This is a genomic window from Bradyrhizobium betae (genome assembly GCF_050632175.1).
GTDB lineage: Bacteria > Pseudomonadota > Alphaproteobacteria > Rhizobiales > Xanthobacteraceae > Bradyrhizobium > Bradyrhizobium betae_B.
The window spans coordinates 2610221-2637114 of the sequence record NZ_CP192576.1 but is presented as its reverse complement, the minus strand read 5'-3'; the positions used below and the strand labels follow the sequence as shown (position 1 = coordinate 2637114).

23 protein-coding genes, 1 tRNA gene and 3 pseudogenes are annotated in these 26894 nt (G+C 64.6%); 10 read left to right on the top strand and 17 right to left on the bottom strand.

What is annotated here, in order from left to right; translation table 11 throughout:
- Positions 1-216: 216 nt before the first annotated feature.
- The 5 genes from ACQ86E_RS12745 (at position 217) to ACQ86E_RS12725 (ending at position 5343) form a co-directional block, all read left to right on the top strand.
- On the top strand, positions 217-777 hold the full coding sequence (locus ACQ86E_RS12745; RefSeq protein WP_431205676.1) for a F0F1 ATP synthase subunit delta: 561 nt from the start codon (positions 217-219) through the stop codon (positions 775-777).
- Positions 777-2306, top strand: coding sequence for a F0F1 ATP synthase subunit alpha (gene atpA / locus ACQ86E_RS12740; protein ID WP_143842456.1), 1530 nt, complete (start codon positions 777-779; stop codon positions 2304-2306). Before ACQ86E_RS12745 ends, atpA begins: the two co-directional genes overlap by 1 nt.
- Before the next feature lie 147 nt (positions 2307-2453).
- Positions 2454-3329, top strand: coding sequence for a F0F1 ATP synthase subunit gamma (locus ACQ86E_RS12735; protein ID WP_431205675.1), 876 nt, complete (start codon positions 2454-2456; stop codon positions 3327-3329).
- Positions 3330-3380: 51 nt separating this feature from the next.
- Positions 3381-4826 (top strand): F0F1 ATP synthase subunit beta, encoded by a 1446-nt coding sequence (atpD, locus tag ACQ86E_RS12730; protein ID WP_431205674.1) that lies wholly within the window; start codon positions 3381-3383, stop codon positions 4824-4826.
- Between the two features lie 109 nt (positions 4827-4935).
- Positions 4936-5343 carry a F0F1 ATP synthase subunit epsilon gene (locus ACQ86E_RS12725; RefSeq protein WP_431205673.1) on the top strand — a complete coding sequence of 136 codons (408 nt, stop codon included), beginning with the start codon at positions 4936-4938 and terminating at the stop codon, positions 5341-5343.
- Positions 5344-5654: 311 nt separating this feature from the next.
- Here ACQ86E_RS12725 and ACQ86E_RS12720 read toward each other — a convergent pair whose 3' ends face one another.
- From ACQ86E_RS12720 to proB, 10 genes and pseudogenes are all read right to left on the bottom strand, one after another.
- Positions 5655-6155 (bottom strand): RNA pyrophosphohydrolase, encoded by a 501-nt coding sequence (locus ACQ86E_RS12720; RefSeq protein WP_431205672.1) that lies wholly within the window; start codon positions 6153-6155, stop codon positions 5655-5657.
- Between the two features lie 63 nt (positions 6156-6218).
- Positions 6219-6722, bottom strand: a complete 504-nt coding sequence (locus ACQ86E_RS12715) for an RNA pyrophosphohydrolase (RefSeq protein WP_014439042.1) — start codon at positions 6720-6722, stop codon at positions 6219-6221.
- A gap of 74 nt (positions 6723-6796) precedes the next feature.
- Positions 6797-8008 carry a divergent polysaccharide deacetylase family protein gene (locus ACQ86E_RS12710; protein ID WP_431205671.1) on the bottom strand — a complete coding sequence of 404 codons (1212 nt, stop codon included), beginning with the start codon at positions 8006-8008 and terminating at the stop codon, positions 6797-6799.
- Positions 8009-8150: 142 nt separating this feature from the next.
- Entirely contained in the window at positions 8151-9509 is a 1359-nt protein-coding gene (locus ACQ86E_RS12705; RefSeq protein ID WP_143842450.1) for a S41 family peptidase, read from the bottom strand.
- Positions 9506-10855: a murein hydrolase activator EnvC family protein gene (locus ACQ86E_RS12700; protein ID WP_431205670.1), complete on the bottom strand. Its 1350-nt coding sequence runs from the start codon at positions 10853-10855 to the stop codon at positions 9506-9508. The genes ACQ86E_RS12705 and ACQ86E_RS12700 overlap by 4 nt, the downstream gene beginning before the upstream one ends.
- Positions 10856-10888: 33 nt before the next feature.
- On the bottom strand, positions 10889-11371 hold the full coding sequence (gene rlmH, locus ACQ86E_RS12695) for a 23S rRNA (pseudouridine(1915)-N(3))-methyltransferase RlmH (protein ID WP_431205669.1): 483 nt from the start codon (positions 11369-11371) through the stop codon (positions 10889-10891).
- A gap of 95 nt (positions 11372-11466) precedes the next feature.
- Positions 11467-11838, bottom strand: coding sequence for a ribosome silencing factor (gene rsfS, locus ACQ86E_RS12690; protein ID WP_028139198.1), 372 nt, complete (start codon positions 11836-11838; stop codon positions 11467-11469).
- A 235-nt stretch (positions 11839-12073) separates the two neighbouring features.
- Positions 12074-12718, bottom strand: coding sequence for a nicotinate-nucleotide adenylyltransferase (locus ACQ86E_RS12685; RefSeq protein WP_431205668.1), 645 nt, complete (start codon positions 12716-12718; stop codon positions 12074-12076).
- Positions 12719-12740: 22 nt separating this feature from the next.
- Positions 12741-13986 (bottom strand): annotated as a pseudogene (locus tag ACQ86E_RS12680) (glutamate-5-semialdehyde dehydrogenase).
- A gap of 264 nt (positions 13987-14250) precedes the next feature.
- Positions 14251-15372, bottom strand: coding sequence for a glutamate 5-kinase (gene proB, locus ACQ86E_RS12675; protein ID WP_431205667.1), 1122 nt, complete (start codon positions 15370-15372; stop codon positions 14251-14253).
- A 206-nt stretch (positions 15373-15578) separates the two neighbouring features.
- Between proB and ACQ86E_RS12670 the strand changes: the two genes are divergently transcribed.
- Complete coding sequence (locus tag ACQ86E_RS12670; protein WP_431205666.1) at positions 15579-16544, top strand: Bug family tripartite tricarboxylate transporter substrate binding protein; 966 nt, start codon at positions 15579-15581, stop codon at positions 16542-16544.
- Positions 16545-16685: 141 nt separating this feature from the next.
- Here the strand turns inward: ACQ86E_RS12670 and ACQ86E_RS12665 are convergent, their stop codons facing one another.
- From ACQ86E_RS12665 to ACQ86E_RS12655, 3 genes and pseudogenes are all read right to left on the bottom strand, one after another.
- Positions 16686-18320: an alkaline phosphatase family protein gene (locus ACQ86E_RS12665; RefSeq protein ID WP_431205665.1), complete on the bottom strand. Its 1635-nt coding sequence runs from the start codon at positions 18318-18320 to the stop codon at positions 16686-16688.
- A gap of 111 nt (positions 18321-18431) precedes the next feature.
- Entirely contained in the window at positions 18432-19472 is a 1041-nt protein-coding gene (obgE, locus tag ACQ86E_RS12660) for a GTPase ObgE (protein WP_431205664.1), read from the bottom strand.
- Between the two features lie 85 nt (positions 19473-19557).
- Positions 19558-20039, bottom strand: a pseudogene (locus ACQ86E_RS12655) (MaoC family dehydratase).
- 267 nt (positions 20040-20306) lie between these two features.
- Between ACQ86E_RS12655 and ACQ86E_RS12650 the strand changes: the two are divergent.
- Positions 20307-21221, top strand: coding sequence for a DMT family transporter (locus ACQ86E_RS12650; RefSeq protein ID WP_431205663.1), 915 nt, complete (start codon positions 20307-20309; stop codon positions 21219-21221).
- A gap of 5 nt (positions 21222-21226) precedes the next feature.
- Here ACQ86E_RS12650 and ACQ86E_RS12645 read toward each other — a convergent pair whose 3' ends face one another.
- From ACQ86E_RS12645 to rplU, 3 genes are all read right to left on the bottom strand, one after another.
- Positions 21227-21820 carry a GNAT family N-acetyltransferase gene (locus tag ACQ86E_RS12645; protein WP_431205662.1) on the bottom strand — a complete coding sequence of 198 codons (594 nt, stop codon included), beginning with the start codon at positions 21818-21820 and terminating at the stop codon, positions 21227-21229.
- A 157-nt stretch (positions 21821-21977) separates the two neighbouring features.
- Positions 21978-22247 (bottom strand): 50S ribosomal protein L27, encoded by a 270-nt coding sequence (gene rpmA, locus ACQ86E_RS12640; protein WP_008137923.1) that lies wholly within the window; start codon positions 22245-22247, stop codon positions 21978-21980.
- Between the two features lie 98 nt (positions 22248-22345).
- Positions 22346-22738, bottom strand: a complete 393-nt coding sequence (rplU, locus tag ACQ86E_RS12635) for a 50S ribosomal protein L21 (RefSeq protein ID WP_431205661.1) — start codon at positions 22736-22738, stop codon at positions 22346-22348.
- 340 nt (positions 22739-23078) lie between these two features.
- On the opposite strand from rplU, the gene ACQ86E_RS12630 reads away from it, so the two are divergent.
- Positions 23079-24206 (top strand): ROK family protein, encoded by a 1128-nt coding sequence (locus ACQ86E_RS12630; RefSeq protein WP_431205660.1) that lies wholly within the window; start codon positions 23079-23081, stop codon positions 24204-24206.
- Between the two features lie 228 nt (positions 24207-24434).
- On the opposite strand, the pseudogene ACQ86E_RS12625 reads toward ACQ86E_RS12630, so the two are convergent.
- Positions 24435-25297: pseudogene (locus ACQ86E_RS12625) on the bottom strand (alpha/beta fold hydrolase).
- A 137-nt stretch (positions 25298-25434) separates the two neighbouring features.
- Between ACQ86E_RS12625 and ACQ86E_RS12620 the strand changes: the two are divergent.
- Positions 25435-25524, top strand: a tRNA-Ser gene (locus ACQ86E_RS12620).
- Between the two features lie 205 nt (positions 25525-25729).
- Positions 25730-26878, top strand: coding sequence for a DNA cytosine methyltransferase (locus ACQ86E_RS12615; RefSeq protein ID WP_431205659.1), 1149 nt, complete (start codon positions 25730-25732; stop codon positions 26876-26878).
- Positions 26879-26894 lie beyond the last annotated feature (16 nt).

The window sequence follows — 26894 nt, the reverse complement described above, 5'->3', positions numbered from 1 at the left end:
GACGAACTGGCGAGAAACAGCCAAGCCTTTAAGTTGCCGTCATGTTGCACGTGCGCGCCTGCTATGTTAGCAAAGCCGCGATTTTAACGGACCCGACACGTCCCGTGTCGGCCGAAAATCGAAGTCCCGCTTGAATTCCAAGGGCTTGGATCGCTAGGCGCCGCTCTGTGGCGACGGTTTTTCCCTTGCGAGTTTGACAGCAAAAAGAGCGCGTCTGTGGCTGCAGAAGATACGTCCGTTTCCGGTGTGTCGGGCCGTTATGCAACGGCCTTGTTTGAACTGGCCCGCGACCAGAAAGCGGTCGACGAGGTCAAAGCCGATCTCGAAAGGTTCGAGGGCCTGCTGAACGAAAGCGCCGATCTCAGGCGCCTCGTCCGCAGTCCGGTATTTGCCGCCGAGACCCAGTCCAGGGCCCTCTCGGCCGTGCTGGACAAGGCCGGTATCGCCGGCATCTCCGCCAATTTCCTGAAGGTGCTGACCGCCAACCGCCGCCTGTTCGTGGTGACGGACGTCATCCGCGCCTACCGCGCCCTCGTCGCCAGGTTCAAGGGTGAGGCGACCGCGGACGTGACAGTGGCGGAAGCGCTCTCGGACAAGAATCTCGACGCCCTCAAGGTTGCCCTGAAGTCGGTGACCGGCAAGGACGTCGCGCTGAACGTGAATGTCGATCCCTCGATCATCGGTGGCCTCGTCGTGAAGCTTGGCAGCCGCATGATCGATAGTTCGCTTCGCACCAAACTCAATTCGATCAAGCACGCGATGAAAGAGGCAGGCTGATGGACATCCGCGCCGCGGAAATTTCCGCGATCCTCAAGGACCAGATCAAGAATTTCGGCCAGGAAGCTGAAGTCTCCGAAGTCGGACAGGTGCTGTCCGTCGGCGACGGCATCGCCCGCGTCTACGGTCTGGACAACGTCCAGGCCGGTGAAATGGTTGAGTTCGAGAACGGCACCCGCGGCATGGCGCTGAACCTCGAAACCGACAACGTCGGTATCGTTATTTTCGGTGCCGACCGCGAGATCAAGGAAGGCCAGACCGTCAAGCGCACCCGCGCCATCGTGGACGCGCCGGTCGGCAAGGGCCTGCTCGGCCGCGTCGTCGACGCGCTCGGCAACCCGATCGACGGCAAGGGCCCGATCCAGGCTGACAAGCGCATGCGCGTCGACGTCAAGGCGCCCGGCATCATCCCGCGCAAGTCGGTGAACGAGCCGATGGCGACCGGCCTCAAGGCGATCGACGCCCTGATCCCGATCGGCCGCGGCCAGCGCGAGCTGATCATCGGCGACCGTCAGACCGGCAAGACCGCGATCGCGCTCGACACCATCCTGAACCAGAAGCCGCTCAACGCGCAGCCCGACGAGAACATCAAGCTGTACTGCGTCTACGTCGCGGTCGGCCAGAAGCGTTCGACCGTCGCCCAGTTCGTGAAGGTGCTGGAAGAGCAGGGCGCGCTCGAGTACTCGATCATCGTCGCCGCCACCGCTTCGGATCCGGCGCCGATGCAGTACATCGCGCCGTTCACCGGCTGCACCATGGGCGAGTATTTCCGCGACAACGGAATGCACGCGGTCATCATCTATGACGATCTGTCCAAGCAGGCCGTCGCCTACCGCCAGATGTCGCTGCTGCTGCGCCGCCCGCCGGGCCGCGAAGCCTATCCCGGCGACGTGTTCTATCTGCATTCCCGCCTGCTCGAGCGCGCGGCGAAGCTGAACAAGGACCAGGGCTCGGGCTCGCTGACGGCGCTGCCGGTCATCGAAACCCAGGCCAACGACGTGTCGGCCTACATTCCGACCAACGTCATCTCGATCACCGACGGCCAGATCTTCCTGGAAACCGACCTGTTCTTCCAGGGCATCCGTCCCGCCGTGAACGTCGGTCTGTCGGTGTCGCGCGTCGGCTCCTCGGCGCAGACCAAGGCCACCAAGAAGGTCGCCGGCAAGATCAAGGGCGAGCTCGCGCAGTACCGCGAAATGGCGGCGTTCGCGCAGTTCGGTTCCGACCTCGACGCCTCGACCCAGCGCCTGCTGAACCGCGGTTCGCGCCTGACCGAGCTCCTGAAGCAGCCGCAGTTCGCGCCTCTGAAGATGGAAGAGCAGGTCTGCGTGATCTGGGCCGGCACCAACGGCTATCTCGATCCGCTTCCGGTCAGCAAGGTGCGCGCGTTCGAGGACGGTCTGCTCTCGCTGCTGCGCGGCAAGAACGTCGAGATCCTCAATTCGATCCGCGACACCCGCGACCTCACCGACGACACCGCTGCCAAGCTGAAGTCGGTGGTCGAAGGTTTCGCCAAGAGCTTCGCTTAAGAACGCCGTCATGGCCGGGCTTGTCCCGGCCATCCACGCGTTTCGACTTGCAAGATAGAACGTGGATGCCCGGGACAAGCCCGGGCATGACGACTGGGATAGTCAGCGGCTCGATCATAAGGGTCGAACCGCCGGGGTGAACGAAGAATGGCGTCACTTAAAGACATGCGCGTCCGCATCGCCTCCACCAAGGCGACGCAAAAGATCACCAAGGCGATGCAGATGGTCGCTGCGTCCCGGTTACGCCGTGCCCAGCAGGCGGCAGAGGCGGCGCGGCCCTACGCCGACAAGATGGGCGCGGTGATCTCCAACATCGCCAGCGCTGCCGCGGGTTCGCCCGGCGCACCGGCGCTGCTCGCCGGTACCGGCAAGGACCAGGTCCACCTGCTGCTGGTCTGCACCGGCGAGCGCGGCCTCTCCGGCGCCTTCAACTCGTCGATCGTGCGCCTGGCGCGCGATCGCGCCCAGGCGCTGATGGCGCAGGGCAAGGACGTGAAATTCTTCTGCGTCGGCCGCAAGGGCTACGAGCAGCTCCGCCGCCTGTTCGACAAGCAGATCGTCGAGCATCTCGACCTGCGCAGCGTTCGCCAGCTCGGCTTCGTCAACGCCGAGGACATCGCCAGGAAAGTGCTGGCCCGTTTCGACAACGGCGAGTTCGATGTCTGCACGCTGTTCTACGCGCAGTTCAAGTCGGTGATCGCCCAGGTCCCGACCGCCCAGCAGATCATTCCGCTGGCGGTGGAAGAAAAGGCGGCGAACGCGCCGGCGACCTCCTATGAATACGAGCCGGAGGAGGACGAACTCCTCTCCCGCCTGCTGCCGCGCAACATCGCGGTGCAGATCTTCCGCGCGCTGCTGGAAAACAACGCCTCGTTCTATGGCGCGCAGATGAGCTCGATGGACAACGCCACCCGCAACGCTGGCGAAATGATCCGCAAGCAAACCCAGATCTACAACCGAACCCGTCAAGCCCAGATCACCAAGGAGCTGATCGAGATCATCTCCGGCGCCGAGGCGGTCTGACGCACGAACTCACGACGGTCGTTCAAGTAAAGAATTTCGAAGGAGAGCTTCATGGCTACAGCAGCTAACCAGGTCGGTCGCGTCACCCAGGTGATGGGCGCCGTTGTCGACGTTCAGTTCGATGGCGGCCACCTCCCGGCCATTCTCAATTCGCTGGAAACCAGGAACGGCAACATCCGCCTCGTGCTGGAGGTTGCGCAGCATCTTGGTGAGTCCACCGTGCGCACGATCGCAATGGACGTGACCGAAGGTCTGGTGCGCGGCCAGGAAGTGACCGACACCGGCCAGCCGATCCGCGTTCCGGTCGGCGAAGGCACGCTCGGCCGCATCATCAACGTGATCGGCGAGCCGATCGACGAAGCCGGCCCGGTCAAGACCGAAGGTCTGCGCCCCATCCACCAGGAAGCGCCGAGCTACACCGACCAGTCGACCGAAGCTGAAATTCTCGTCACCGGCATCAAGGTCGTCGACCTCTTGGCTCCATATGCGAAGGGCGGCAAGATCGGCCTGTTCGGCGGCGCCGGCGTCGGCAAGACCGTGCTGATTCAGGAGCTGATCAACAACGTCGCGAAGGCGCACGGTGGTTACTCCGTGTTCGCCGGCGTCGGCGAGCGTACCCGCGAGGGCAACGACCTCTATCACGAGTTCATCGAGTCCAAGGTCAACGCCGACCCGAAGAATCCGGATCCGAGCGTCAAGTCGAAGTGCGCGCTGGTGTTCGGCCAGATGAACGAGCCGCCGGGCGCCCGCGCCCGCGTCGCGCTCACCGGTCTGACCATCGCGGAAGACTTCCGCGACAAGGGCCAGGACGTGCTGTTCTTCGTCGACAACATCTTCCGCTTCACCCAGGCCGGTTCGGAAGTGTCGGCGCTCTTGGGTCGTATTCCTTCGGCGGTGGGTTATCAGCCGACGCTCGCGACCGACATGGGCGCGCTGCAGGAGCGCATCACCACCACGCAGAAGGGCTCGATCACCTCGGTGCAGGCCATCTACGTTCCGGCCGACGACTTGACCGACCCGGCTCCCGCGACCTCGTTCGCGCATTTGGACGCGACCACCACGCTGTCGCGCTCGATCGCCGAAAAGGGCATCTATCCGGCGGTGGACCCGCTCGACTCGACCTCGCGCATGCTCTCCCCGCTGGTCGTCGGCGAGGAGCACTATGCGGTCGCCCGTCAGGTCCAGCAGGTGCTGCAGCGTTACAAGGCGCTCCAGGACATCATCGCCATTCTCGGCATGGACGAGCTTTCGGAAGAGGACAAGCTGACCGTGGCCCGCGCCCGCAAGGTCGAGCGCTTCATGTCGCAGCCGTTCCACGTCGCCGAAATCTTCACGGGATCGCCGGGCAAGTTCGTCGACCTCGCCGACACCATCAAGGGCTTCAAGGGCCTGGTGGAAGGCAAGTACGATCACCTGCCGGAAGCCGCCTTCTACATGGTCGGCACCATCGAAGAAGCCGTCGAGAAGGGCAAGAAGCTGGCGGCGGAAGCTGCCTAAGCATCTCGTCATCGCCGGACTTGATCCGGCGATCCATCGAGACATTGCTTTGATGCATGGACCCGCGGGTCAAACCCGCGGGTGACAAGCGGAAAACAACGGATAGCCCATGGCCACGTTCCACTTCGATCTCGTCTCGCCGGAAAAGCTCGCATTCTCGGGTGAGGTCGATCAGGTCGACATTCCCGGCGTCGAGGGTGATTTCGGCGTGCTGGCGGGGCATGCGCCGGTCGTGGCTGCGATCCGCCCCGGCATTCTCACCGTTACCAGCGGCGGCAAGCACGAGAAGATCATCGTGCTCGGCGGCATCGCCGAGGTTTCCGAGAACGGCCTGACCGTGCTCGCCGACGTCGCGACGTCGCTGGCCGAGCTCGACCGCGCCCAGTTCGCCGCGACCGTCTCGGAGATGGAAGAAGGCCTGAAGGAGCACGAAGGCAACGAGCTCGACCAGGCCATCGCGCGGCTCGACCACTTCAAGAGCATCCAGCAGCAGCTCAGCAGCACCGCTATGCACTAAGCCCCGGGGCAACGCTCCGGAGCTCGCATCGATAGTCCTGCAAAATTCCTGGCCCGCGATAAATTTCCGAATACGCTCAGCGCACGTCACGGCCGTGGCGGGCGCTGAAATGTCGATCCGCCCGGGCGGTCGATATTTTATAGTGCTCGACGCATCATCCCTGGAAGCGCGTTGGCAACGACCCTGACGATGATCATGGCGACGATTGCGCGGCCCGCCGATTCCTTCCGACGCTTCAGTGCCTTCGCCCCAACGACAGAGCGCCACGCCTGCGGTGGCCGGCTACTGTGCATGGGGTTATTTTCGCAGTTTTAGTTTCCGAACGACGCAAACTCGCGCGCCACGGCCCGATAAACCTCGCGCCGGAACGGCACGACCACATCGGGGACGCGGTCGAGGCGCTCCCAACGCCATGCGTCGAATTCCGCGGGCTGGTCGTTGCGCGGCGTCAGGGGATCGATCTCGTCGTCCTTGCCGGTGAAGCGCAGTGCGAACCACTTTTGGCGCTGGCCGCGGAACTTCGCCAGCCGGTGCGTTTGCGGTCCGTCGTAGGGCGGGAATTCATAGGTCAGCCAGTCGGTCTCGCCGAGATAGCTCGCACTCTTGACGCTGGTCTCCTCCCAGAGCTCGCGCATCGCCGCATCGCGCAGATCCTCGCCCTCGTCGACCCCGCCCTGCGGCATCTGCCAGTCGAGGCCCGGCAGGATGATCTCGGGTCCGTCGCCCTTGAAGCGATGGCCGATCAGCACGCGGCCGTCGGCATTGAAGAGGGCGATGCCCACGTTGGGGCGGTAGGGCTTTTGCTCGGTCAAGCGCGCGTCTTTCATTGTCATCCAGGCCATGCGTTAGCACCGAACCCGGAATGACAATTTGATTTATTCATCCGCCAGCGCGGAAAATTCCTTCACCACGCGCTCATACACCGGGCGCTTGAAGGGAATGATCAGCCCGGTCAAATTCTTCATCGGTTCCCAGCGCCAGCTCACGAACTCGGCCTTGTGGCCGCCGCCGGGGTGCTCGACGTTGATCTCGCTGTCCTCGCCGGTGAAGCGCACTGCGAACCATTTCTGGCGCTGGCCGCGGTAACGGCCCTTCCAGGCGCGGCCTGCGACCGTGCGCGGAATGTCGTAAGTAAGCCAGTCCGGGACCTCGCCGAGCCGCTCGACCGAGCGCACGCTGGTCTCCTCATAGAGCTCGCGCCTCGCCGCGTCCCAGGTGTCCTCGCCGGGATCGACGCCGCCCTGCGGCATCTGCCAGACATGGCTGTCGTCGACATGCTCGATGCCGCCGGCGCGGCGGCCGATGAACACCAGTCCCTTCCGGTTGATCAGCATCACGCCGACGCAGGTCCGGTAGGGCAAATCCTCGTAACGCGCCATTCCGCCAGGCCTCTCGCGTGCTTTTGGCGGGCATGCCGGCCCCCGCGGGACCCGTGCCGTACCAATCCGTTGATTTAGCTGGATTTTGATTTCAGCATCGCGGTTGTCAATGGCACCAAAAGGATACCCCGGTCGCTCAATGTCTTGGTCCAGGCGCCGATGCGCTCAATCGAGACCGGCAGGGCCGAGGCGGTGCCCACGGCCGTGCCGCGCTCGCGCGCCATCGATTCGAGCTTGTTCAGGGCGCGGTCGATCTCGGCCGGTGTCGGCACCGCGTCGATTGCGATGTCGCCCTTGCCGAACGGCATCGCCGCGCCGGCCGCGGCCTGCGGCGCGATGCTACGGGGCGAGGAGCCGTCGTCGAAGAAGCCGAGGCCGCGCTTGGCCGCCTCGCGGATGATCGGCTGCATCGCCGGCTCCGTCGCCACGAAGCGGGCGCCCATGAAATTGGTGAGGCCGGCATAGCCCTGCATCCGGCTGAGGTGCCAGTACAGGCGGTCCATGTTCTGGTCGGCAGTAAGCGAGGTCAGCAGCGTCTGTGGCCCCGGGTCGTTGTCCGGAAAGTCGTAGGGCTCCATCGGGATCTGGAGGAAGATCTCGTGGCGCTGGGCGCGGGCCCGTTCGGCCAGCTTGCCGGGGTCGGCACCGTAGGGCGTGAAGGCGAGCGTCACGGCCGGCGGCAGCCGCATGATTGCATCGGTGGTCTTGGCGGCGCCGACGCCGAGGCCGCCGATCAGGATCGCGACCACGGGCATCTTGGCGGCCTTGGCGCGGTCGGCATCCGCGGCATAGACGTTGAACGGCTTCAGGTCTCCGGCCACCACCGGGATCATGCCGTAGCGCGACTTCTCAAGCAGTTTCGGGTCGATGCCGGCCATGACGGGCGGCGGTGCATTCGCGGCCGCAGCTTCCCCCTTGTCCGCCGAGTCCCCGCCACCGATCACCACGTCGCGGCGCGTGCCGGTGGAACCGTCGATCATGGTGACGGTCTTCTGCTCGCCCGCTTGCTTCGGCGCTTCCTTGGCCTCCTGCTTGCTCTCCTGGCCATGGCCGGCAGCGGCGGGCTTCTCGTCGGTGGCTTTGGGCTCACGGATCGCGAGCCGCGTCATCGGCTCGCCGCCGAGCGGGTCCTTGTTGAAGATGGCGAAGCCGGCAAAGGCGGCCAGGAACAGGCCGAGCATGGCGGCCAGCGCCTGCATGGCCGTGAACGGCAGCCGCAGCCGGCGCTTCCGGCGCGGCTTGTCCTGTCCGAGCGGGGCGCTCAGATCATCGGCCGTTTCAGTCATGCGAGATCCCGAATCACTCCCGCCGACGATACCACGCCGAGGTCAAGCGGCGGCAGGCCGGGATGCGCCGGGGATTGCGCAAGACCAAGCAAAAGGGCGGCTCCGGGAGCCGCCCTTTGCTGGATCGCGTGATGCGCCCGACCTAGTTCGCCGCTTTGGGCTTGTCGGTGGTCGCGCCCTTGTTGTCGCCCGGCGTGGGCGCCGCGGAGGCGCTGTTCTTGATGCCGTGGAGCAGGTCGCCGGCGAGCTTGAGCGCCTTGTCGTCCTTGGCGTCCGGCGGAACATAGGATTGCGAGCCGGTCTTCTCGTCGCCATCGTTCTTCAGATGGCCGCGCAGCGAAGCTTCGCCCTTGGTGTCGGTGCGCGACTTCAACTCGTCCGGCACGTCCTGCAGCACTTCGATGTCGGGCACGATGCCCTTGGCCTGGATCGACTTGCCCGACGGCGTGTAGTAGCGCGCCGTGGTCAGACGCAGCGCGCCATTGCCCGAGCCGAGCGGGATGATGGTCTGCACCGAGCCCTTGCCGAACGAGCGCGTGCCGACGATGGTCGCACGCTTGTGGTCCTGCAGCGCGCCGGCGACGATTTCCGACGCCGAGGCCGAGCCGCCATTGACCAGGACGATGACCGGCTTGCCCTTGGTGAGATCGCCCGCATGCGCGGTGCGACGCTGCGTCTCCTCGGCATTGCGGCCGCGAGTCGAGACGATCTCGCCCTTCTCCAGGAACGAGTCGGAGACGGTGACCGCTTCCTCGAGCAGGCCACCCGGGTTGTTTCTGAGGTCGATGATGTAGCCCTTCAGCTTGTCGCCGATCTGATTCGAGAGGTTGGCGACCTCGCGCTTCAGGCCTTCGGTGGTCTGCTCGTTGAAGGTGGTGATGCGGATATAGGCGATGTCGTCGGTCTCGACGCGCGCGCGCACCGAGCGGACGCGGATGTTGTCGCGCACCAGCGTGACGTCGATCGGATTGTCCTGGCCCTTGCGGATGATCTTCAGCTTGATCTTGGTGTTGACCGGACCGCGCATCTTCTCGACGGCCTGGTTCAGGGTCAGGCCCTGCACCGCTTCCTCGTCGAGATTGGTGATGATGTCATTGGCCATGACGCCGGCGCGCGAGGCTGGCGTGTCGTCGATCGGCGAGACCACCTTGATCAGGCCGTCCTCCATCGTCACCTCGATGCCGAGGCCGCCGAACTCACCGCGGGTCTGCACCTGCATGTCGCGGAAGCTCTTCGCGTCCATGTAGCTCGAATGCGGATCGAGGCCTGTGAGCATGCCGCTGATGGCGGATTCGATCAGCTTGGTGTCGTCGGGCTTCTCGACATAGTCCGAGCGCACGCGCTCGAAGACGTCGCCGAAAAGGTTGAGCTGGCGATAGGTGTCCGCGGTGGCGGCCCGTGCGCTCGAGCCCATGAAGACCGCGCGCGGCTGGGTCACGAACAGCGTCAGCGCCGCACCCGTGGCCGCGCTGAGGAGGATAACTGAAGTCTTGCGCATCATCCGCGAACCTTCTCGCCTTCATTTGCGGCCCACCATGGGCCTGGATCGATTGGAGTGCCGTCCTTACGGAACTCGACATACAGCACAGGTTGACTCGCGTTCGTGGCGAGAATGGAGGCGACTTGAGAGGTCGACCCCATGGTCGCGACAGGCTCGCCCGTGAGCACGAACTGTCCGATGTTGACCGAAATGCGCTCCATCCCGGCGATCAGGACATGATACCCGCCCCCGGCATTGAGGATCAAGAGTTGTCCATAACTGCGGAACGGGCCGGCATAGACCACCCAGCCATCACACGGCGTCGTGATCTGGGAGCCGGGCTTGGTGGCCAGCGAAATGCCCTTCTGGACCCCGCCGACCCCGTCGGAACCGCCAAAATCCCTGATCTTGTTACCGTTAACCGGGAACGGCAGCAGGCCCTTGGCCGAGGCGAAGGCGATGGCCGGGGTGGTCCGGGACCGATCCTTGAAAGCGCCGGGACCGGGCTTGGCGCTGGCGACTGCGTTTGCAGCTGCCAGCTTGGCCTCCTTGGCCTCGGCCTGTCTTGCGGCGTCGGCCGCTTTCTCAGCGGCCTTGGCGGCGCTCTGCAGATCCTGCTCCATCTTGGCGATCAGTCCTTGGAGATCGCCGACCTGCTTTGACAGCGCAATCGCGCGCGAGCTCTCGGCGCTGAGGTCCTTTTCCCGCGACGCCTGCTGGCGCTGCCGCTCGTCGACGAGGGCCGCGAGCCGGGTCTGGTCGTTGCGAATCCTGTCGCGGTCGGTGGCGAGCTGGTCCCGCTCGGCGGCGATGCTCCGGCGCAAGGCGACGAGTTCGCCGAGTTCGCCTGCGATCTTCTCCGCGCGGCCGCGCAGGTCCGGAACCACGGCGCCGAGCAGCATGGCGGTGCGCAGCGATTGCAGCGCGTCCTCGGGCCGTACCAGCAGCGCCGGCGGCGTCCGCCGGCCGGCGCGCTGCAAGGCGGCCAGCACCTCGACGATGTCGGCGCGGCGCGAATCCAGCGAGGTGCGCATCTGCTGCTCGCGGCCGTTCAGCGACCGCAGCCGTGCTTCGGCTTCGTCGACCTTGGTTTCGACGGCGCGCACATTGGCGGCGGTGTCGATCAATTGCTGGTTGAGCTGGGTGCGATCCTGGCCGAGCGAGATGATCTCGGCCTTGAGCTTGGCCTGCGCCTCTTCCGCGCTCTTCTGCCTGGCGCGCGCGGCTTCCAGTTCCTGCTCGCGCTGCTTGACCGCATCGGCTGAGACGGCCGCGGCCTGCTGTGCCGGCGTTGTCGTCTGAGCTTGCGCGAGGCTTGCGCCCGAGACGCTCGCGATCAGCAGCAGGTTGATGACGGGCGCTCGCATCGCTTTAAGCAAAAGTGCTCGTTGTGGCGCGCATCACGCGCGGTGATAGGGGTGGCCGGCCAGAATGGTGGCGGCCCGATAAAGCTGTTCCAGAAGCATGACGCGGACCATTTGATGCGGCCAGGTCGCCGAGCCGAACGCAATCGCGAGCTTGACCTTACGGCGCAATTCGGGCGAAAGTCCGTCCGCCCCTCCGATTACGAAGATCGTATGACCGGCACCCTCGTCGCGCCAGCGCCCGAGATTCCGTGCGAATACGGTGGAATCGAGGTTCTGGCCGCGCTCGTCCAGCGCCACCAGGATCGACTTGTCCGGAACATGCGCGGAGATGGCCGCGGCCTCTTCGGCCATCCGTGTCGCGGTGTCGCGCGCGCGGCTCTCGGGAATTTCGTGGATGGCGAGCTCGCGGAATCCGAGCTTGCGTCCGGCCTCGTCGAACCGCTCGAAATAGCGATCGGCAAGCTCCCGTTCGGGACCCTGCTTCAGCCGGCCCACCGCAATGACTGCAACACGCATGATGTTTTCAGGGTCGTGTTTTCAAGACCGCGCGCAGGTTGCGCGCGCACGACGCTAGCATGCGCGTCAGCCGATTCGAAATCGGCCCGTCGCCTCTAGATCGCCTTCGCCGCGATCGCTTTCGCCGCCCCTGGGCCCTGCGTGTACAATCGCTCGAGATTGTAGAATTCGCGAACCTCGGGTCTGAACACGTGCACGATCACATCGCCGGAATCGATCAGCACCCAGTCGCAATTGGGCAAGCCCTCGACGTGGATGTTCTTGATACCGTTTTCCTTGAGGCCCTTGGCGACGTTTTCCGCGATCGCGCCAACGTGCCGGTTCACCCGGCCGGTGGTGACGATCATGTAGTCCGAGTACGCCGATTTGCCGCGAAGGTCGATGGTGACCGTCTCCTCCGCCTTCATGTCGTCGAGGCGGGAGAGGATCAGGCTCAGCGTCTTGTCGGCGTCGGGTTGCGCCTTCAAGGCCGCAGCTTTGGTCGATGTTTTACGCGCCGGTTTTGCGTTGGGTAAAACAGACTTCGTTGAAGCTGACTTCGGTGAAGCTGACTTGGACAATACAGATGTGGTCAGGGACCATTCCTTTCACTGTATCGCGAACGCCGAATCCGGCGCCCACTGGTTACACTACATCATGTGGGGTTAAGGGTTTCAATATGCCAGAGAGCCCAAAATCCACACGTCGTCCGCACAGTCTGACTCACTTCGTACCTTTCCAGCTCCCATCCGGGTTCCGCAGGCGGGTCGAGGAGAGATCCAGCTTCAATCCGGTCAGGAAAACCCAGGCCGGTGCCGGCTGATCGGCAAGCAGTGCTGCCTTATTCTCGGGCAGGCGGTAGCGCGCGAGCGCCTTGGCGGCGGGAGAGGCAAGGGCACGAAAACTCTGCGGCGGGCGGTCGATGACCGCGATCGGCACCTGGCCGGCGATGCGGCGCCAATCCTGCCAACGATGGAATTGAGCGAGGTTGTCGGCGCCCATGATCCAGACAAAGCGCAAGCCGCGGAGGCGGCGGCGCAGGGTGTTGATCGTGTCGATAGTGTAGCGCGTACGGATGACGGATTCGAGACAGCTCACCTCGATCCTGGGGTCGTTGGCGACCTCGCGCGCAGCCTGCATCCGTTCGCCGAGCTCATGCAGCGTACCGTTCTCTTTCAGCGGATTGCCCGGCGTCACCAGCCACCACACGCGATCGAGTTGCAATCGCTTGAGCGCGAACTGGCTGATGGCGCGATGGGCCTGATGCGGCGGATTGAAGGAGCCGCCGAGCAGGCCGATGCGCATGCCCTCCGTATAGGGCGGGATCGCTTGTGCCGGGAAACGCGGCACGACGAAATTGTTACTCAAGGCCCGCGCCCCACGACGTTGCTTACGGCCGCGTCTGCCCGGTACCGTGAACGCGATACTTGAAGCTGGTCAATTGCTCCGCGCCAACCGGGCCACGCGCGTGGAAGCGGCCGGTGGCGATGCCGATCTCGGCGCCGAAGCCGAACTCACCCCCGTCGGCGAACTGCGTCGATGCGTTGTGCAGCACGATCGCGGAATCGACTTCGCTGAGGAATTTCTTCGCCGCGAGCTCGTCCGCGCTCACGATCGCATCGGTGTGATGCGAGCCGTGGGTCTGGATGTGCGCGATCGCGCCGTCAACGCCGTCGACGACCTTCGCCGCAATGATCGCGTCGAGATATTCGGTGTCCCAATCGTCCGGGCTGGCGGCCTTGACGCGGCTGTCCACCTTCTGCACGGCGTCGTCGCCGCGCACTTCGCATCCGGCCTCGATCAGCATCTCGACCAGCGGCTTCAGGTTCTTGCCGGCAGCGGCGCGGATCGACCAGCAGCGTCTCGGCGGCGCCGCAGACACCGGTGCGGCGCATTTTTGCGTTGAGCACGATCGACTTCGCCATGGCGAGGTCGGCGCTGGCGTCGATATAGACGTGGTTGACACCTTCGAGATGCGCGAACACAGGGACGCGTGCTTCGGCTTCGACGCGCGCCACGAGGCTCTTGCCGCCGCGCGGCACGATGACGTCGACGGCGCCGTTCAATCCGGACAGCATCATGCCGACCGCCGCGCGGTCGCGCGTCGGCACCAGCGTGATCGCGGCTTCGGGCAGGCCGGCTTCGCTCAGGCCCTGTACCAGGCATTCATGGATGGCGCGGCAGGAGCGGAAACTGTCGGAGCCACCGCGCAGGATGACGGCGTTGCCGGATTTCAGGCACAGCACGCCGGCATCGGCGGCAACGTTCGGCCGGCTCTCGAAAATCACGCCGACGACGCCGAGCGGCACGCGCACGCGCTCGATGGTCATCCCGTTGGGCCGCTGCCAGCTCTCGGTGACGATGCCGACGGGATCGGCGATGCCACGCACGATGCCGATTCCCTCGGCCATCGCTTCGACCCGCGCCGGCGTCAGCGTCAGGCGATCGATGAAGGACGCCGTCATGTTGCTCGACGCGCGGGCCTCCGCGACGTCCTCGGCGTTGGCGGCGAGAATCGCTGCAGAGCTCGCGCGGATCGCCCGCTCCATGGCTTCCAGCGCCCGATTCTTCTGCTCCGGCGGCGCCAGCGCCAGCACGCGCGCTGCAGCGCGGGCACGGGTTCCGAGATCGGACATGAGCGCCTGAAGATCGGCAGTGCCGTCGACGGCTTTGAGGGGGCGGCCATGGGGTTTTCAACCTTTGCTAAGGCGGTGTCCTAGCACGGAAATCCTGCTTTTGCGAAGGGCGGGGAGGGTATGGCAGGGGTTCGGTTCGCGCCGCCGGGTCGGCCAATGGCTCAGCCCAGCGTCATGGCCGGGCCCGTCCCGGCCATCCACGACCTTCGCGCGGCAGCAAAAACGTGGACGCCCTGGACAAGCCCGGGCATGACGGAAAAAGCGCTACCCGCCCATCACCAGATCGTCGCGGTGGATCATCTCCGAGCGGCCGCTGATGCCGAGGATGGCCATCACGTCCGGGGAGGAGCGGCCCTTGATCCGCTCGGCGTCGTCGGCGTCGTAGGCGATCAGGCCGCGGCCGACCTCGCTGGTGTCGGGGCCGCGCACGATCACGGCGTCGCCGCGGGCGAACTGGCCCTCGACCTTGATCACGCCGGCCGGCAGCAGGCTGGCGCCGGCGCGCAACGCCGTAACCGCGCCGGCGTCGATGGTCAGCGTGCCCTTCGGCTCCAGCGAGCCTGCGATCCAGCGCTTTCGCGAGGTGATCGGATTGGCCGGCGTCAGGAACCAGGTGCAGCGGCCGCCATCGGCGATCGCCTGCAGCGGATGCTCGATCTTGCCGGAGGCGATCAGCATGTGCGTGCCGCCTGTGGTGGCGATCTTGGCCGCCTCGACCTTGGTTCGCATGCCGCCGCGCGACAGCTCGGACTCGGCGTCACCTGCGACGGCCTCGATTTCCGAGGAGATGCTCTCGACCACCGGAATGAGTTTGGCGTTCGGATTGTTCTTCGGCGGGGCATCGTAGAGCCCGTCGATGTCGGACAGCAGCACCAGCAGGTCCGCGCTCGCCATGGTGGCGACGCGCGCGGCGAGGCGGTCGTTGTCGCCGTAGCGGATTTCGTTGGTGGCGACCGTGTCATTCTCGTTGATCACGGGGATCGCGCGCCATTCCAGCAGCTTGCCGATGGTGGAGCGGGCATTGAGATAGCGGCGGCGCTCCTCGGTATCCTGGAGCGTCACCAGGATCTGGCCGGCGCCGATGCCGTGCGCGCCGAGCACCTCCGACCAGATCCGCGCCAGCGCGATCTGGCCGACGGCGGCGGCGGCTTGGCTCTCTTCCAGCTTCAGCGGGCCGCGCGGCAGCTTGAGCCGGCTGCGGCCGAGCGCGATCGAGCCGGAGGAGACGACGAGGACGTCGCGGCCTTCCTTGTGCAGCTTGGCCATGTCGTCGGCGAGCGCGGCGAGCCAGGACGCCCGCACCTCGCCCTTGTCGGAATCGACCAGCAGCGCGGAGCCGACCTTGACGACGATGCGGCGGAATTGACTGAGTTCGGGGCTGGCCATGTGGCTATGTGCTGGCGCTTTGGTGCGAATTGCTCTGCATCGGAAACGGCGGAGCGGAGACCGGCGCCGGGAAGGCCTGCTTTTGCAGCAGGACGATGGCCGGCGCAAGGCGGCCGGGATGGTAAACGGCACCATTGTCGGCCTTGTGTCGGGCGCCGGGCCGGCTCTAATTGCCGGCAACGAAAAAGGGCGGAAAGGGGAAACGAATGGATCGCCGCAAATTCATGGCCGGATGTGTCGGACTACCGCTGCTGGCGCAGGCGGGTGGCGTGCAAGCGCAGGCCGGATTGACAAAAATCATCTTCCCGTTCGCAGCGGGGGCGGGCGGCGACACACTGTGCCGGCTGATCGCGCAGGAGATGGCCCCGCTGCTGCAACGGACCGTCGTGGTCGAGAACCGCACCGGCGGCGACGGTCTGATCGGTATCAAGGCGGTGAAGGGCGGCAGCCCCGACGGCAGCATGGTGCTGGTGACCACGGGGCCCACTATGTACCTGCTGCCGATGGTGGAGACGACGCCGAGCTTCGATACGGCCAGGGATTTCACGCCGGTGTCGCTGCTGGCGCGGTTCGAATTTGCCGTCGTGATCGGTCCGGGCGTCGATGCCGCCGATTTCAAGGGATTTGCCGCCTGGCTGAAGGCGCATCCCGACAAGACGTCGTTCGGCGTGCCGAGCAACGGCACCATTCCGCATTTCATGGGCTCCCGGCTCGAGAAGGATCTCGGCATTCCCCTGACCCGCGTGCCCTATCGCGGCAGCGCGCCGATCCTCAACGATCTCGTCGGCGGCCATGTCTCGTTCGGCATCGTGACATTGGCTGATGCGCTGCCGCAGCATCGCGCCAAGGGCGTGAAGATCATCGCGGTGAGCAGCGCGGAACGTTCGCCGTTTGCGCCTGAGGTCCCGACGCTGAAGGAGAGCGGCATCGCTCTCGTGGCGGACGGCTGGTACGGCATGTGGCTTCCAGCCGGCAGCCCGCCGGACTTCGCCAGCAAGCTCGGCGCCGCCGCGAGCGCTGCACTCGCCAAGCCCGAGGTGAAGGAGAAGCTCACCGCGATCGGCCTGATCCCGGTCGGCAGCAATGCGGATGGATTGTCGAAGGAACTCGCCGCGAACACGGCGTTCTGGCAGCCGATCGTGACGGCGACGGGATACAAGATCGAGAATTAGAGTTCTCTCACCCGCCAGGCACTCCGCCGCCGTCATGGCCGGGCTTGTCCCGGCCATCCACGAGCTTCCGCGATTGACGCAAGACGTGGATGCCCGGGGCAAGCCCGGGCACGACGAACTGAGGGAGCTTCGCTCCCTCCCTCACAGCTTTGCGCGCTGCGCGATGCCGTCCTTGATCGACGCCAGCTCTTTCTCGTCCCAGATGCCGATCAGGATCCCGCCCTTCACCTGGAGCTGGTTGTCGGCATAGTTGGCGATCTTCTCGCGTGGCGTCGTGATGTGGTCGTTCGGATGCAGCGCCCAGTCGAACAGCTCGGCCTTGAGCCGCGCGATGATGCCGGCGCATTCCGGATCGTCGCCGCGATCCAGAAATTCGTCCGGATCGGTTTCGAGGTCGTACAGCATCGGGCGGAAGCCGGAAGCATGGATGTATTTCCAGCGGCCGTCGAACACCATGAACAGGCGGCAGCGCTCGATCGGCTGGTTCAGCTTCAGCCGCACATCCTGCATGGCATAGTCGTATTCGGAGAACGCGACCTTGCGCCAATCGGCAGGTGTTGGGCCGCGCAGCAGCGGCAGCAGCGAGCGTCCTTCGAGGATGTGGCCCGGCACCTTGCCGCCGAAATAATCGACGAAGGTCGGCGCAAGATCGATGGCCTCCACCAGCGCATCGCTGCGCGTGCCGCGCGTCGCATCGGCTTCGCTGGACGGATCGATGACGATCAGCGGGATCTTCGCCGACTGTTCGTGGAACAGATCCTTTTCGCCCATCCAGTGATCGCCGAGATAGTCGCCATGATCGGAGGTGAACACGATCATCGTTGTTTCCAGCAGGCCGCGCGCCTCCAGGAATTTCATCAGCACGCCCATCTGGTCGTCGATCTGGGTGATCAGGCCCATATAGGTCGGGATCACCTTCTCCCGGGCATCGTCGCGCGCCATGTTGCGGGAGTAGCGCATGTCCATGTAGGCGCCGAACACCGGATGCGGATTCTGCCGCTCGCGCTCGGAGCGGATCACCGGGATCATGTCGTCGGTCGAATACATGCTGGCGTAGGGTTCTGGCGCGATATAGGGCCAGTGCGGCTTGATGTAGGACAGATGCAGGCACCACGGCCTGCCGTCGGTCTCGGCTTCGCTGATGAAGTCCATCGCGCGGCGCGTCATGTAGGGCGTTTCGGAATGCTCGTCCGGCACACGGGCGGCCTTGTCGGCGTGCACCAGCAGCCAGCCGTTCTGCAAGCTACCGTCGTCCGCGGCGCCGGAATTGGCCCAATGCTCCCAGGGATTTGCGGCTTCAAAGCCCTGCTGGCGCAGGTACTCATCGTATTTCGGACGCGGTCGCCCGGTCGGATGCAGCCCGTCGTCGCGCTCGTATGGCTCGAACCCGCACTCGGCGACATGCACGCCGATGACAGACTCCGGCGGGATGCCGAGCGCCTTCATGCCTTCGAGATCGGGCGCCATGTGGGTCTTGCCGACCAGCACGTTGCGCACGCCGATCGTCTTGAGGTGATCGCCGAGCGTGGGCTCGCCGACGCGCAGCGGCCAGCCGTTCCAGTGCGAGCCGTGCGAGCGCATGTAGCGGCCGGTGTAGAACGACATCCGCGACGGCCCGCAGATCGGCGACTGCACATAGGCCTTGCTGAACAGCACGCCGCGCTTCGCCATGGCGTCGATGTTCGGCGTCTTCAGCGTCGGATGGCCGGTGCAGCCGAGATAGTCATAGCGAAGCTGGTCGCACATGATCCAGAGAACGTTCTTCGCGCGCGCCATGCTTCCTCGCTCCGGCATTTCCTGATGTGCCGGATGCTGCGCCATCAATGGCGCGAAGACAACCTCTCCCCGCTGGAGAGAGGTGGCGAGAGAGCGTCGCCCGACGACGCCTCAGGCCGACCAGGGCTCCGCTTCGGCCGTGCTCTTGGCCTTGGCGGACACCGGGGCTTCGCCGATCACATCCACCAGCGCGCGCAGCGCTTCCTTGACGCCTTCTCCGGTCGCCCCTGACATCAGCAGCGGCGTCTTCTTGGCCGCGCGCTTGAGCCGGTCCTTCTGCTTCTTCAACTCGTCCGGCGCGACCGCGTCGATCTTGTTCAGCGCGACGATCTCGATCTTGTCGGTCAGCAGCCCGCCATAGGCGTCGAGCTCGTTGCGCACCGTCTTGTAGGCCTTGCCGGCATGCTCGCAGGTCGCGTCGATGAGATGCAGCAGCACACGGCAGCGCTCGACATGCCCGAGGAAGCGGTCGCCGAGGCCGGTGCCTTCATGCGCGCCCTCGATGAGACCGGGAATGTCGGCCAGCACGAACTCGCGGCCGTCGGCATTCACGACGCCGAGCTGCGGATGCAGCGTGGTGAAGGGATAGTCGGCGATCTTCGGCTTGGCAGCGCTGACCTTGCTGAGGAAGGTCGACTTGCCGGCATTGGGCAGGCCGACCAAGCCGGCATCCGCGATCAGCTTCAGCCGCAGCCAGATCCAGCGCTCTTCGCCGGGCTGGCCGGGATTGGCGTTGCGCGGCGCGCGGTTGGTCGACGACTTGAAATGCGCGTTGCCGAAGCCGCCATTGCCGCCTTCGGAGAGCACGAATTTCTCGCCGACATCGGTGAAGTCGTGGATCAGCGTCTCGCGGTCCTCGTCGAAGATCTGCGTGCCCAGGGGCACCTTCAGCACGATCGACTTGCCGTTGGCGCCGTGGCGGTCCGAGCCTGAACCGTTCTCGCCCTTCTGGGCCTTGAAATGCTGCTGGTAGCGGTAATCGATCAGCGTGTTGAGGCCGTCGGCGACCTCGATGATGACATTGCCGCCGCGGCCGCCATTGCCGCCGGAAGGACCGCCGAATTCGATGAACTTCTCGCGGCGGAACGCCACGCAGCCGTTCCCGCCGTCACCGGAGCGGATATAGACCTTTGCTTCGTCGAGGAATTTCATGGGCCATAGGTAGGCCAGCCGGTCCCGCGCGGCAACCCGGGGTTACCCCTGAATCGGCCGAATTTCCGCGAATATCGGCCCTTGCTTAACCAGTCGGCCGGCGCCGGATCAGGAATTTCTGCATGCCCTCCAGCACCAGCTCCTTGCGCTGGTTGAACACGGTGCTTTTCAGCGTCACCACGCCGGTCGTGCGTCCCGGCACCAGCTCGGTGACCTCCAGCGCTGGATAGATGGTGTCGTCGGCGAACACCGGCTTGAGGAACCGGCTTGATTGCTCGAGGAAGCCGACCAGGAGTCCTCGACCATGAACGGAAACAGGCCGGCGCCGGGCGCGGTGTGGATCAGGGTCTGGAATCCGTGCGCCAGCAGATGCGGCATGCCGCGGCTGCGGCAATACTCGACATCGTAATGCACCGGATGGGTGTCGCCGCTCGCGGTCTGGAACGCGGCGAACACCGCCGGGGTCTGGGTGCGGCTCGGGATCACGAAGCGCTCGCCGACGACGAAATCCTCAAACCAGCGTTGCGCGGGGATCATGCGATGCCGGGCAGGGTCGAAGTCGGTCATGGCTTGGCTCTTTCGTTCGCGAGGGCGCCTATCGCTACCGCGCCGCGAAGAGTGCGACAATCCGTTCAATTCGGCACGAGCGGGGTTGTCGCGGCCGCCAGCCTGATTAAAACCACCGCAAGCGGCTCTGGCCGCTTGCTCGCAACGCTCTCTCCGTCCGTCATTGCGAGGAGCGAAGCGACGAAGCAATCCAGACTGCCGCCGCGGAGACACTCTGGATTGCTTCGCTTCGCTCGCAATGACGAGCCCTCACACTCAGATTACACCATGCCTCTCTTCAAGAATCTCTCCGCCTATGACGACCGCTCCGCGCGCCTTGCCGGCATCGCGTTGATGCTGCTGTCGATCTTCATGTTCTCGTTCGGCGATGCCATGGGCAAGTTCCTGGTCGGGACGTATTCGGTGGGGCAATTGCTGTTCCTGCGCGCCTGCGCGGCGCTGCTGCTGCTGTCGCCGATGATCTGGACGCAGCGTCACCAGTTCCTGCATCTGGAGCGGCCGCACCTGCAGCTGTTTCGCGTCGTGCTCTCGACGCTGGAAGTGGCGGCGTTCTTCCTCGCGACGGTCTATCTGCCGCTCGCGGACGTCATCACCTACTATCTCGCCGGCCCCATCTTCGTCACCGCGATGTCGGCGATCTTCCTGCGCGAGAAGGTCGGCTGGCGGCGCTGGACCGCGATCCTGGTCGGCTTCTGCGGCGTGCTGATCGCGCTGCGGCCGTCGGCGCAGACCGTCAGCCTGCCGGCCCTGATCGCGCTCGGCGGCAGCCTCTCCTTCGCGACCCTGATGCTGATCACCCGCAGCCTGCGCAAGACGCCGGACATCGTGATGGCATCCTCGCAATTCGTCGGCACGTTCCTGCTCGGCGCAGTGCTGTCGGCCTTCAACTGGGTGCCGCCGACGCCGGGCAGCCTCGTGATCTTCGCGGCGGCCGGGCTCATTTCGGTCACCGCGCTGTTCTGCGTCAACCGCTCGCTGAAGCTGGCGCCGGCGAGCGTCGTGGTGCCGTATCAATATTCGATGATCGTCTGGGCCGTGATCTTCGGCTTCGTCGTGTTCGGCGACGTGCCTGAGATCGCCACCATCGTCGGCGCCGCCATCATCATCGGCGCCGGGTTCTATATCTATCTGCGCGAGCGCGATCTGGGGCGCGCCGGCGGTGAGGTAAATCCGCCGGCGTAGAGTAGCTACCTCACGCGCCGCGCGCTGCTCCAGCTCTTCAGCGACGACCACACCCCGCGTGACAGCCGGAAGCAGTCGACCGGCGTCGACGATCCCAGCGCCAGGAAGCGGTGAAGCTGCACGCCGCTCCACTGGAAGCCGCACTTCTCCAGCACGTTGCGCGAGGCCGGGTTGGTGACGCGCGCGCCGGCATAGAGATGATCGTCCTCGAACTCCTCGAAGAAGAAGTCGATCGCGCCGCGCGCGGCCTCGGTGGCAAAGCCCTGGCCCCAATGCGCGACGCCGAGCCAGTAGCCGAGCTCGGCATTGCCGGGCGCCGAGCAATCGATCCCGACCATGCCGACCGGTCCGCTGTCGTGCTCGATCAGGAACACGGTCTCGCTGCCGAGTGCGGCGGTGGCGCGGATGAAGGCGACGGCATCGTCCTGCGAATAGGGATGCGGCAGCCGGCGGGTGTTTTCGGCGACACGGCGGTCGTTGGCGAGCTGGGCGATGGTCCTGACGTCGGCGAGGGTCGGCCGCCGCAAGGTCAGCCGTTCGGTGGCGACGACGCTCGGTCTCGCCTCTGCCAAGGTCACGCTCGAGAAATCCTGCAACATGTCCGGCTCCGTCAAAGTCACTAAGTGAAAAGTGAACTCGTCAAACGAAAGGGGAGGCCGGTTTCCCTGCCTCCCCTGGAGCCTTCGATCGCTATGATCTCAAGGACTCCGCCGGTTCGGTCTAGGGACCCGGCGGACTCCAAATTTGGTCCACCGTCTATTCGGCCGCCTCTGCGAGCGGGAGTACCGATACGAAAGTGCGGCCGTTGGCTTTGGCCTGGAACGTGACACGACCCTCGATCTTGGCGAACAGAGTGTGGTCGGTGCCCATGCCGACATTAAGGCCGGGATGCCAGGTGGTGCCGCGCTGACGCGCAATGATGTTGCCGGGAATGACGACTTCCCCGCCGAACGCCTTGATCCCGAGGCGCTTGCCCTTGGAATCGCGACCGTTGCGCGATGAACCGCCTGCTTTTTTGTGAGCCATGGCTCGTCTCCAAATCCTGCGTAGTTCTAGATCAATTCCTTGACGGAATCATTTCACAATTTCTCACGCATCAATTCTCGTGAATTGGCGTGATCAATTTATGCGGCGTCGGCTTCGTCCTTGGCCGTCTCCTTGACGACCTTCTCCCGCTTCGGACGCGGCCCCTTGGTGGGCTTGGCGCCGTCGGTCAGGATCTCGCTGATACGCAGCACCGTGATCTCGTCGCGGTAGCCGCGCTTGCGGCGTGAATTCTTGCGGCGGCGCTTCTTGAAAGCGATGACCTTCGGTCCGCGCTTGTGATCGAGCACCTCGACGGCCACGGAGGCGCCTGCCACCGTCGGCAGACCCAGGACCGGCGTGTCGCCGCCCACCATCAGAACGTCGGTCAGCTGAATGATCGTGCCGACTTCGCCTTCGATCTTGCCTACTTCCAGGACATCATCCGGAACGACGCGGTACTGCCGGCCGCCGGTTTTGATGACTGCGAACATCGTTGTTTTCCTTCGTGTTCATTCCCGGCCTCGCGACAGTTTGTCGGGGTCGGCTTTTTGTCAGTCGCTATGGGTTTATTGCGAGTTTTGTGCGGGCGGGAGTTATCCCTTTGAAAACCCACGCAAAAACAAGCGGCGCGAGAAACGCCCCGCGCCGGTTGTGGGACTTATAGCCGCCGAACGCCGGGAGTCAAGGAAAACTCCCGAAAACCGCCCGGATTTGAAGGATTTGGGCGGGTTGCGGGGCCGGCCGAATCCACGCCTCGCTTTGCAACCAACCGGTTCCCCCGCCGTTGTCGTCCGCAAATACGGACACGGGCAAACGGGCAAGGGGCTTTTCATGGCAACGGACGAGCTGGTCAAGACGACGACGGGCATCGCCCATCACGGCGCCGAGCGGCTGCCGTCGGTGGACGTCGACAGTTTCAACATCGAGATGAAGGACGAGGACGGTTTCCTCGGCGACCGCGCCAGCAAGGGCGCGTTCCGGGACATGCTCGACCGCTGGCGCAAACCGCTGCGCAAATCCGGCGAGGACCCGTTCGGCGACGAGCCCTCGGAGGAGATCAGCAAGAAGACCCTGGATGACATCCTGGCCGGTGACGACGTCAAGGCGGCGGCTCTGGTCCACAGCGCGATCGAGGAGTTCGCCCAGGAGCTGGCTTATGTCACCCGGCGTTTCCTCAAGACCAAGGCCTGGGCCAAGACCGAGCGCATCGTCGTCGGCGGCGGCTTTCGCGATTCCAAGCTCGGCGAGCTTGCGATCGCGCGCACCGAGATCATCCTCCGGCACGAGGACCTCAAGATCGAGATGGTGCCGATCCGCCATCATCCGGATGAAGCCGGCCTGATCGGCGCGCTGCATCTGGCGCCGTCCTGGATCTTCGAGGCCCATGACAGCATCCTTGCCGTCGATATCGGCGGCACCAACATCCGCTGCGGTCTCGTCGAGACCAGCTGGAAGAAGGCAAAAGACCTCTCGAAGGCCAAGGTCGTGAAATCCGAGCTGTGGCGCCATGCCGACGACGAGCCGACCCGCGAAGGCGCGGTGAAGCGCCTCACCAAGATGCTGAAGGGGCTGATCGCCGTAGCCGACAAGGAAGGTTACAAGCTCGCGCCCTTCATCGGCATCGCCTGTCCCGGCGTGATCAACGCCGACGGCTCCATCGAAAAGGGCGCGCAGAACCTGCCGGGCAATTGGGAGAGCAGCAAGTTCAACCTGCCGGCGAGCTTGATCGAGGGCATCCCCGAGATCGGCGAGCACGACACCGCGATCCTGATGCACAATGACGGCGTGGTTCAGGGCCTCTCCGAAGTGCCGTTCATGCAGGATGTCGATCGCTGGGGCGTGCTCACCATCGGCACCGGTCTCGGCAATGCCCGCTTCACCAACCGCAAGAAGGATAGCGGCAACGGCAAGGACTCCGAGAACGGGAAGAAGAAGGGCAAGGACAGCAAGGGCGATTGACGCCGGATGCTCGCGTTGGGCTTCCGGCCGTGCGGTCGCTGCCGTGAATCCCCCGAGTAACCTTGACTGGTTAGGTTAAGGACCGGATTGCGTTGCGGCGCACGGGACGCACGCTACGGTCGAATCGTCGCCTCACCTGGCCGGCGAAGCCGCCCTTCCTGGTCAGTTTTTCAATGAGCGGCACCGGGACCGCCAGTGTTTACCGCGTCTGGCGGTCCCACCCCGTCTTCAGCTCCAGCCGATCCGCGCAAAGAACGCCGCGATCTCCGCGGCCGCGCGATCCGGGTCTTCCCGATGCGGGAAGTGGCCGACATCGGGAAACATCGCGACATCGACATTGCCAAACGTCTCGCCCAGCCGGTCGGTCCAGGCATAGGGAAACAGCGGATCGTGCTCGGCCCAGCGCACGCAGGTCGGCACCTCGATCGGCGGCAGCCTCGAGGCCTCGCCCTTCATCATCGCGATCCGCCCGGCATGCGACGCCCGATAATGCGCAAAGCCGCCGGCGAGGTTGCCCGGCTTGAAGAAATTGTCGGCGAAGGCGTCGAGCACGTCGTCGAAGGCGTCCTTGCGATGCGCCCAGCCCTGCAGGAAGTGGCTGATATAAAGCCGGCAGCTTCGCGGCTCGCGCCGACCAGCGCGGGCGCCATCTCCATCTGGTGGAAGGACTGATACCAGATGTGGTTGAGCCGATCAGGCGCCGCCATGCGCGGCCCGATGCCCGGATAGACGAAATCGAAGAACAACAGTCCCGCCAGCCGCTCGGGCGCCGCGCGCGCCAGCGGCTGCATCACCGCGCCGCCGACGTCATGGCCGACCACCCCGAATCGCTCGATGCCGAGGGCGTCCATCAGCGCCAGCATGTCCGCCGCATGGCCGTCCGGCCCGAAAGGCCCGTCCGGCTTGGCGCTGTCGCCGAAGCCGCGCAGATCGGGCGCGACCAGCATGAAGCGGTCGGCCAGCCTGGATATCACCGGCTCCCAGGTCAGCCAGAATTCCGGCCAGCCATGCAGCAACAGCAGCGGTTTGCCGCGTCCGGCCCGGACCAGGTGGAAATCGGCGCCGTTGGCCGGTAGCGTCAGGTGCTCCATGGCAGTTCCTCCCGGGCGACAGGGACAGCGAGCGAAAGATGCAGCGGATTTTCCCCTTTCGCGCCTTGTCTGGCCAGCCATCCTCGCCTATTAACGCCCCCAACCACAGGGGCCCTGCTCCTACCATGGCGCCTTCAGGAGAGGTGGCAGAGTGGTTGAATGCACCGCACTCGAAATGCGGCATAGGTGCAAGCCTATCGGGGGTTCGAATCCCTCCCTCTCCGCCAGCTTTTCAGGTCCTATCCGCAGCTTGGAAAAATTCGAACTGCCCAAGGAGATCGAATTGTCGATTTTGGAGCACTTGGATACGAAGCAATCGCGCCAACCCAGAGTATCGCACAAAGACTGTATTTCTCCGATTTTGTTCGGCTGAAGTCTTTTTAGTTGCAAAACGAGGCGCTATAGGTTCCGCATCCGTTGATCGGATCTGGAATGGGTGGAAAACAGCGGAAAAGGCCCAACGCGGCTACGAAAAAGGCCAAGTTGGGCCGCCCGAAGAGCCTTTCCTGTGTAGATCTTTTCGCAGGGGCGGGTGGATTCTCGCTTGCCGCCGACCGCGCGGGCCTGTCGGTGAAGCTCGCTGTCGAGCACGACCGACATGCTTGCGCCACCTACCGATACAATTTCCGCCGCCGAAAGACTGAGCTGAAGGAGGGTGACATTACTTTGATGTCGCCGCGCAAGATCGCCAGAGAGTTGTTTGGGGCTCGCGATTTTTGCGATCTTCTCCTCGGCGGCCCGCCCTGTCAGGGTTTCTCCGCACATAGGCTTAATGATGCTGGCGTCGAGGATCCGCGCAATCATCTCATCCACACGTACTTCGACTTCGTGAAGGCCTTCGAGCCGTCGATGTTCTTGATGGAGAACGTGCCGGGAATGCTATGGAGCCGGCATGCCGATTTCCTTGCAGAGTTCTACCGCAAGGCTAAATCGTCCGGTTACGACGTTCGCGAGCCGGTCACGATCGACGCCCGGGACCATGGCGTGCCGCAACGTCGCAAGCGCGTATTCATACTCGGCATCAAGAAGGGCGTCGACACCGGGGGATTGACTTGGCCTCCTGTGCGGACGCACGGCAGTCCAGGCGCCCGCTCGAAGGACAAGAGCCTGAAGGCGTGGGTGTCTTGCGCGTCCGTCTTCCGTCACTTTCCGGACGAGGACGAGAACAGCGTCTTCATGAATAGCACTCAGGAACTCGTCGAAATCTTTCGCGCCACTCCGCTGAACGGCGGGAGCCGAAAGGATTCGGGAAGAATGCTCGACTGTCACAGGGATCATGATGGACACAAGGACGTCTACGGCAGGATCGACCCGCGCCAACCCGCGCCGACAATGACGACCGCCTGCATCAATCCTTCGAAGGGACGTTTCGTCCACCCTCGCCAGCACCACGGCATCACTGTCAGGCAGGCCGCGAGAATCCAGACGTTTCCTGACGATTTCGTCTTCAAGGGTGGTCTGATGGCGGCTGGCGTCCAGATCGGAAATGCTGTCCCGGTCAGGCTTGGTGAGATCCTCGTGCGGGCTCTCCGTCCCTTCATTCGAAAGGCTAGGCAGCAAAGGGAAGACGGAGCCGACTAAAAGCCAGTACTGCGCG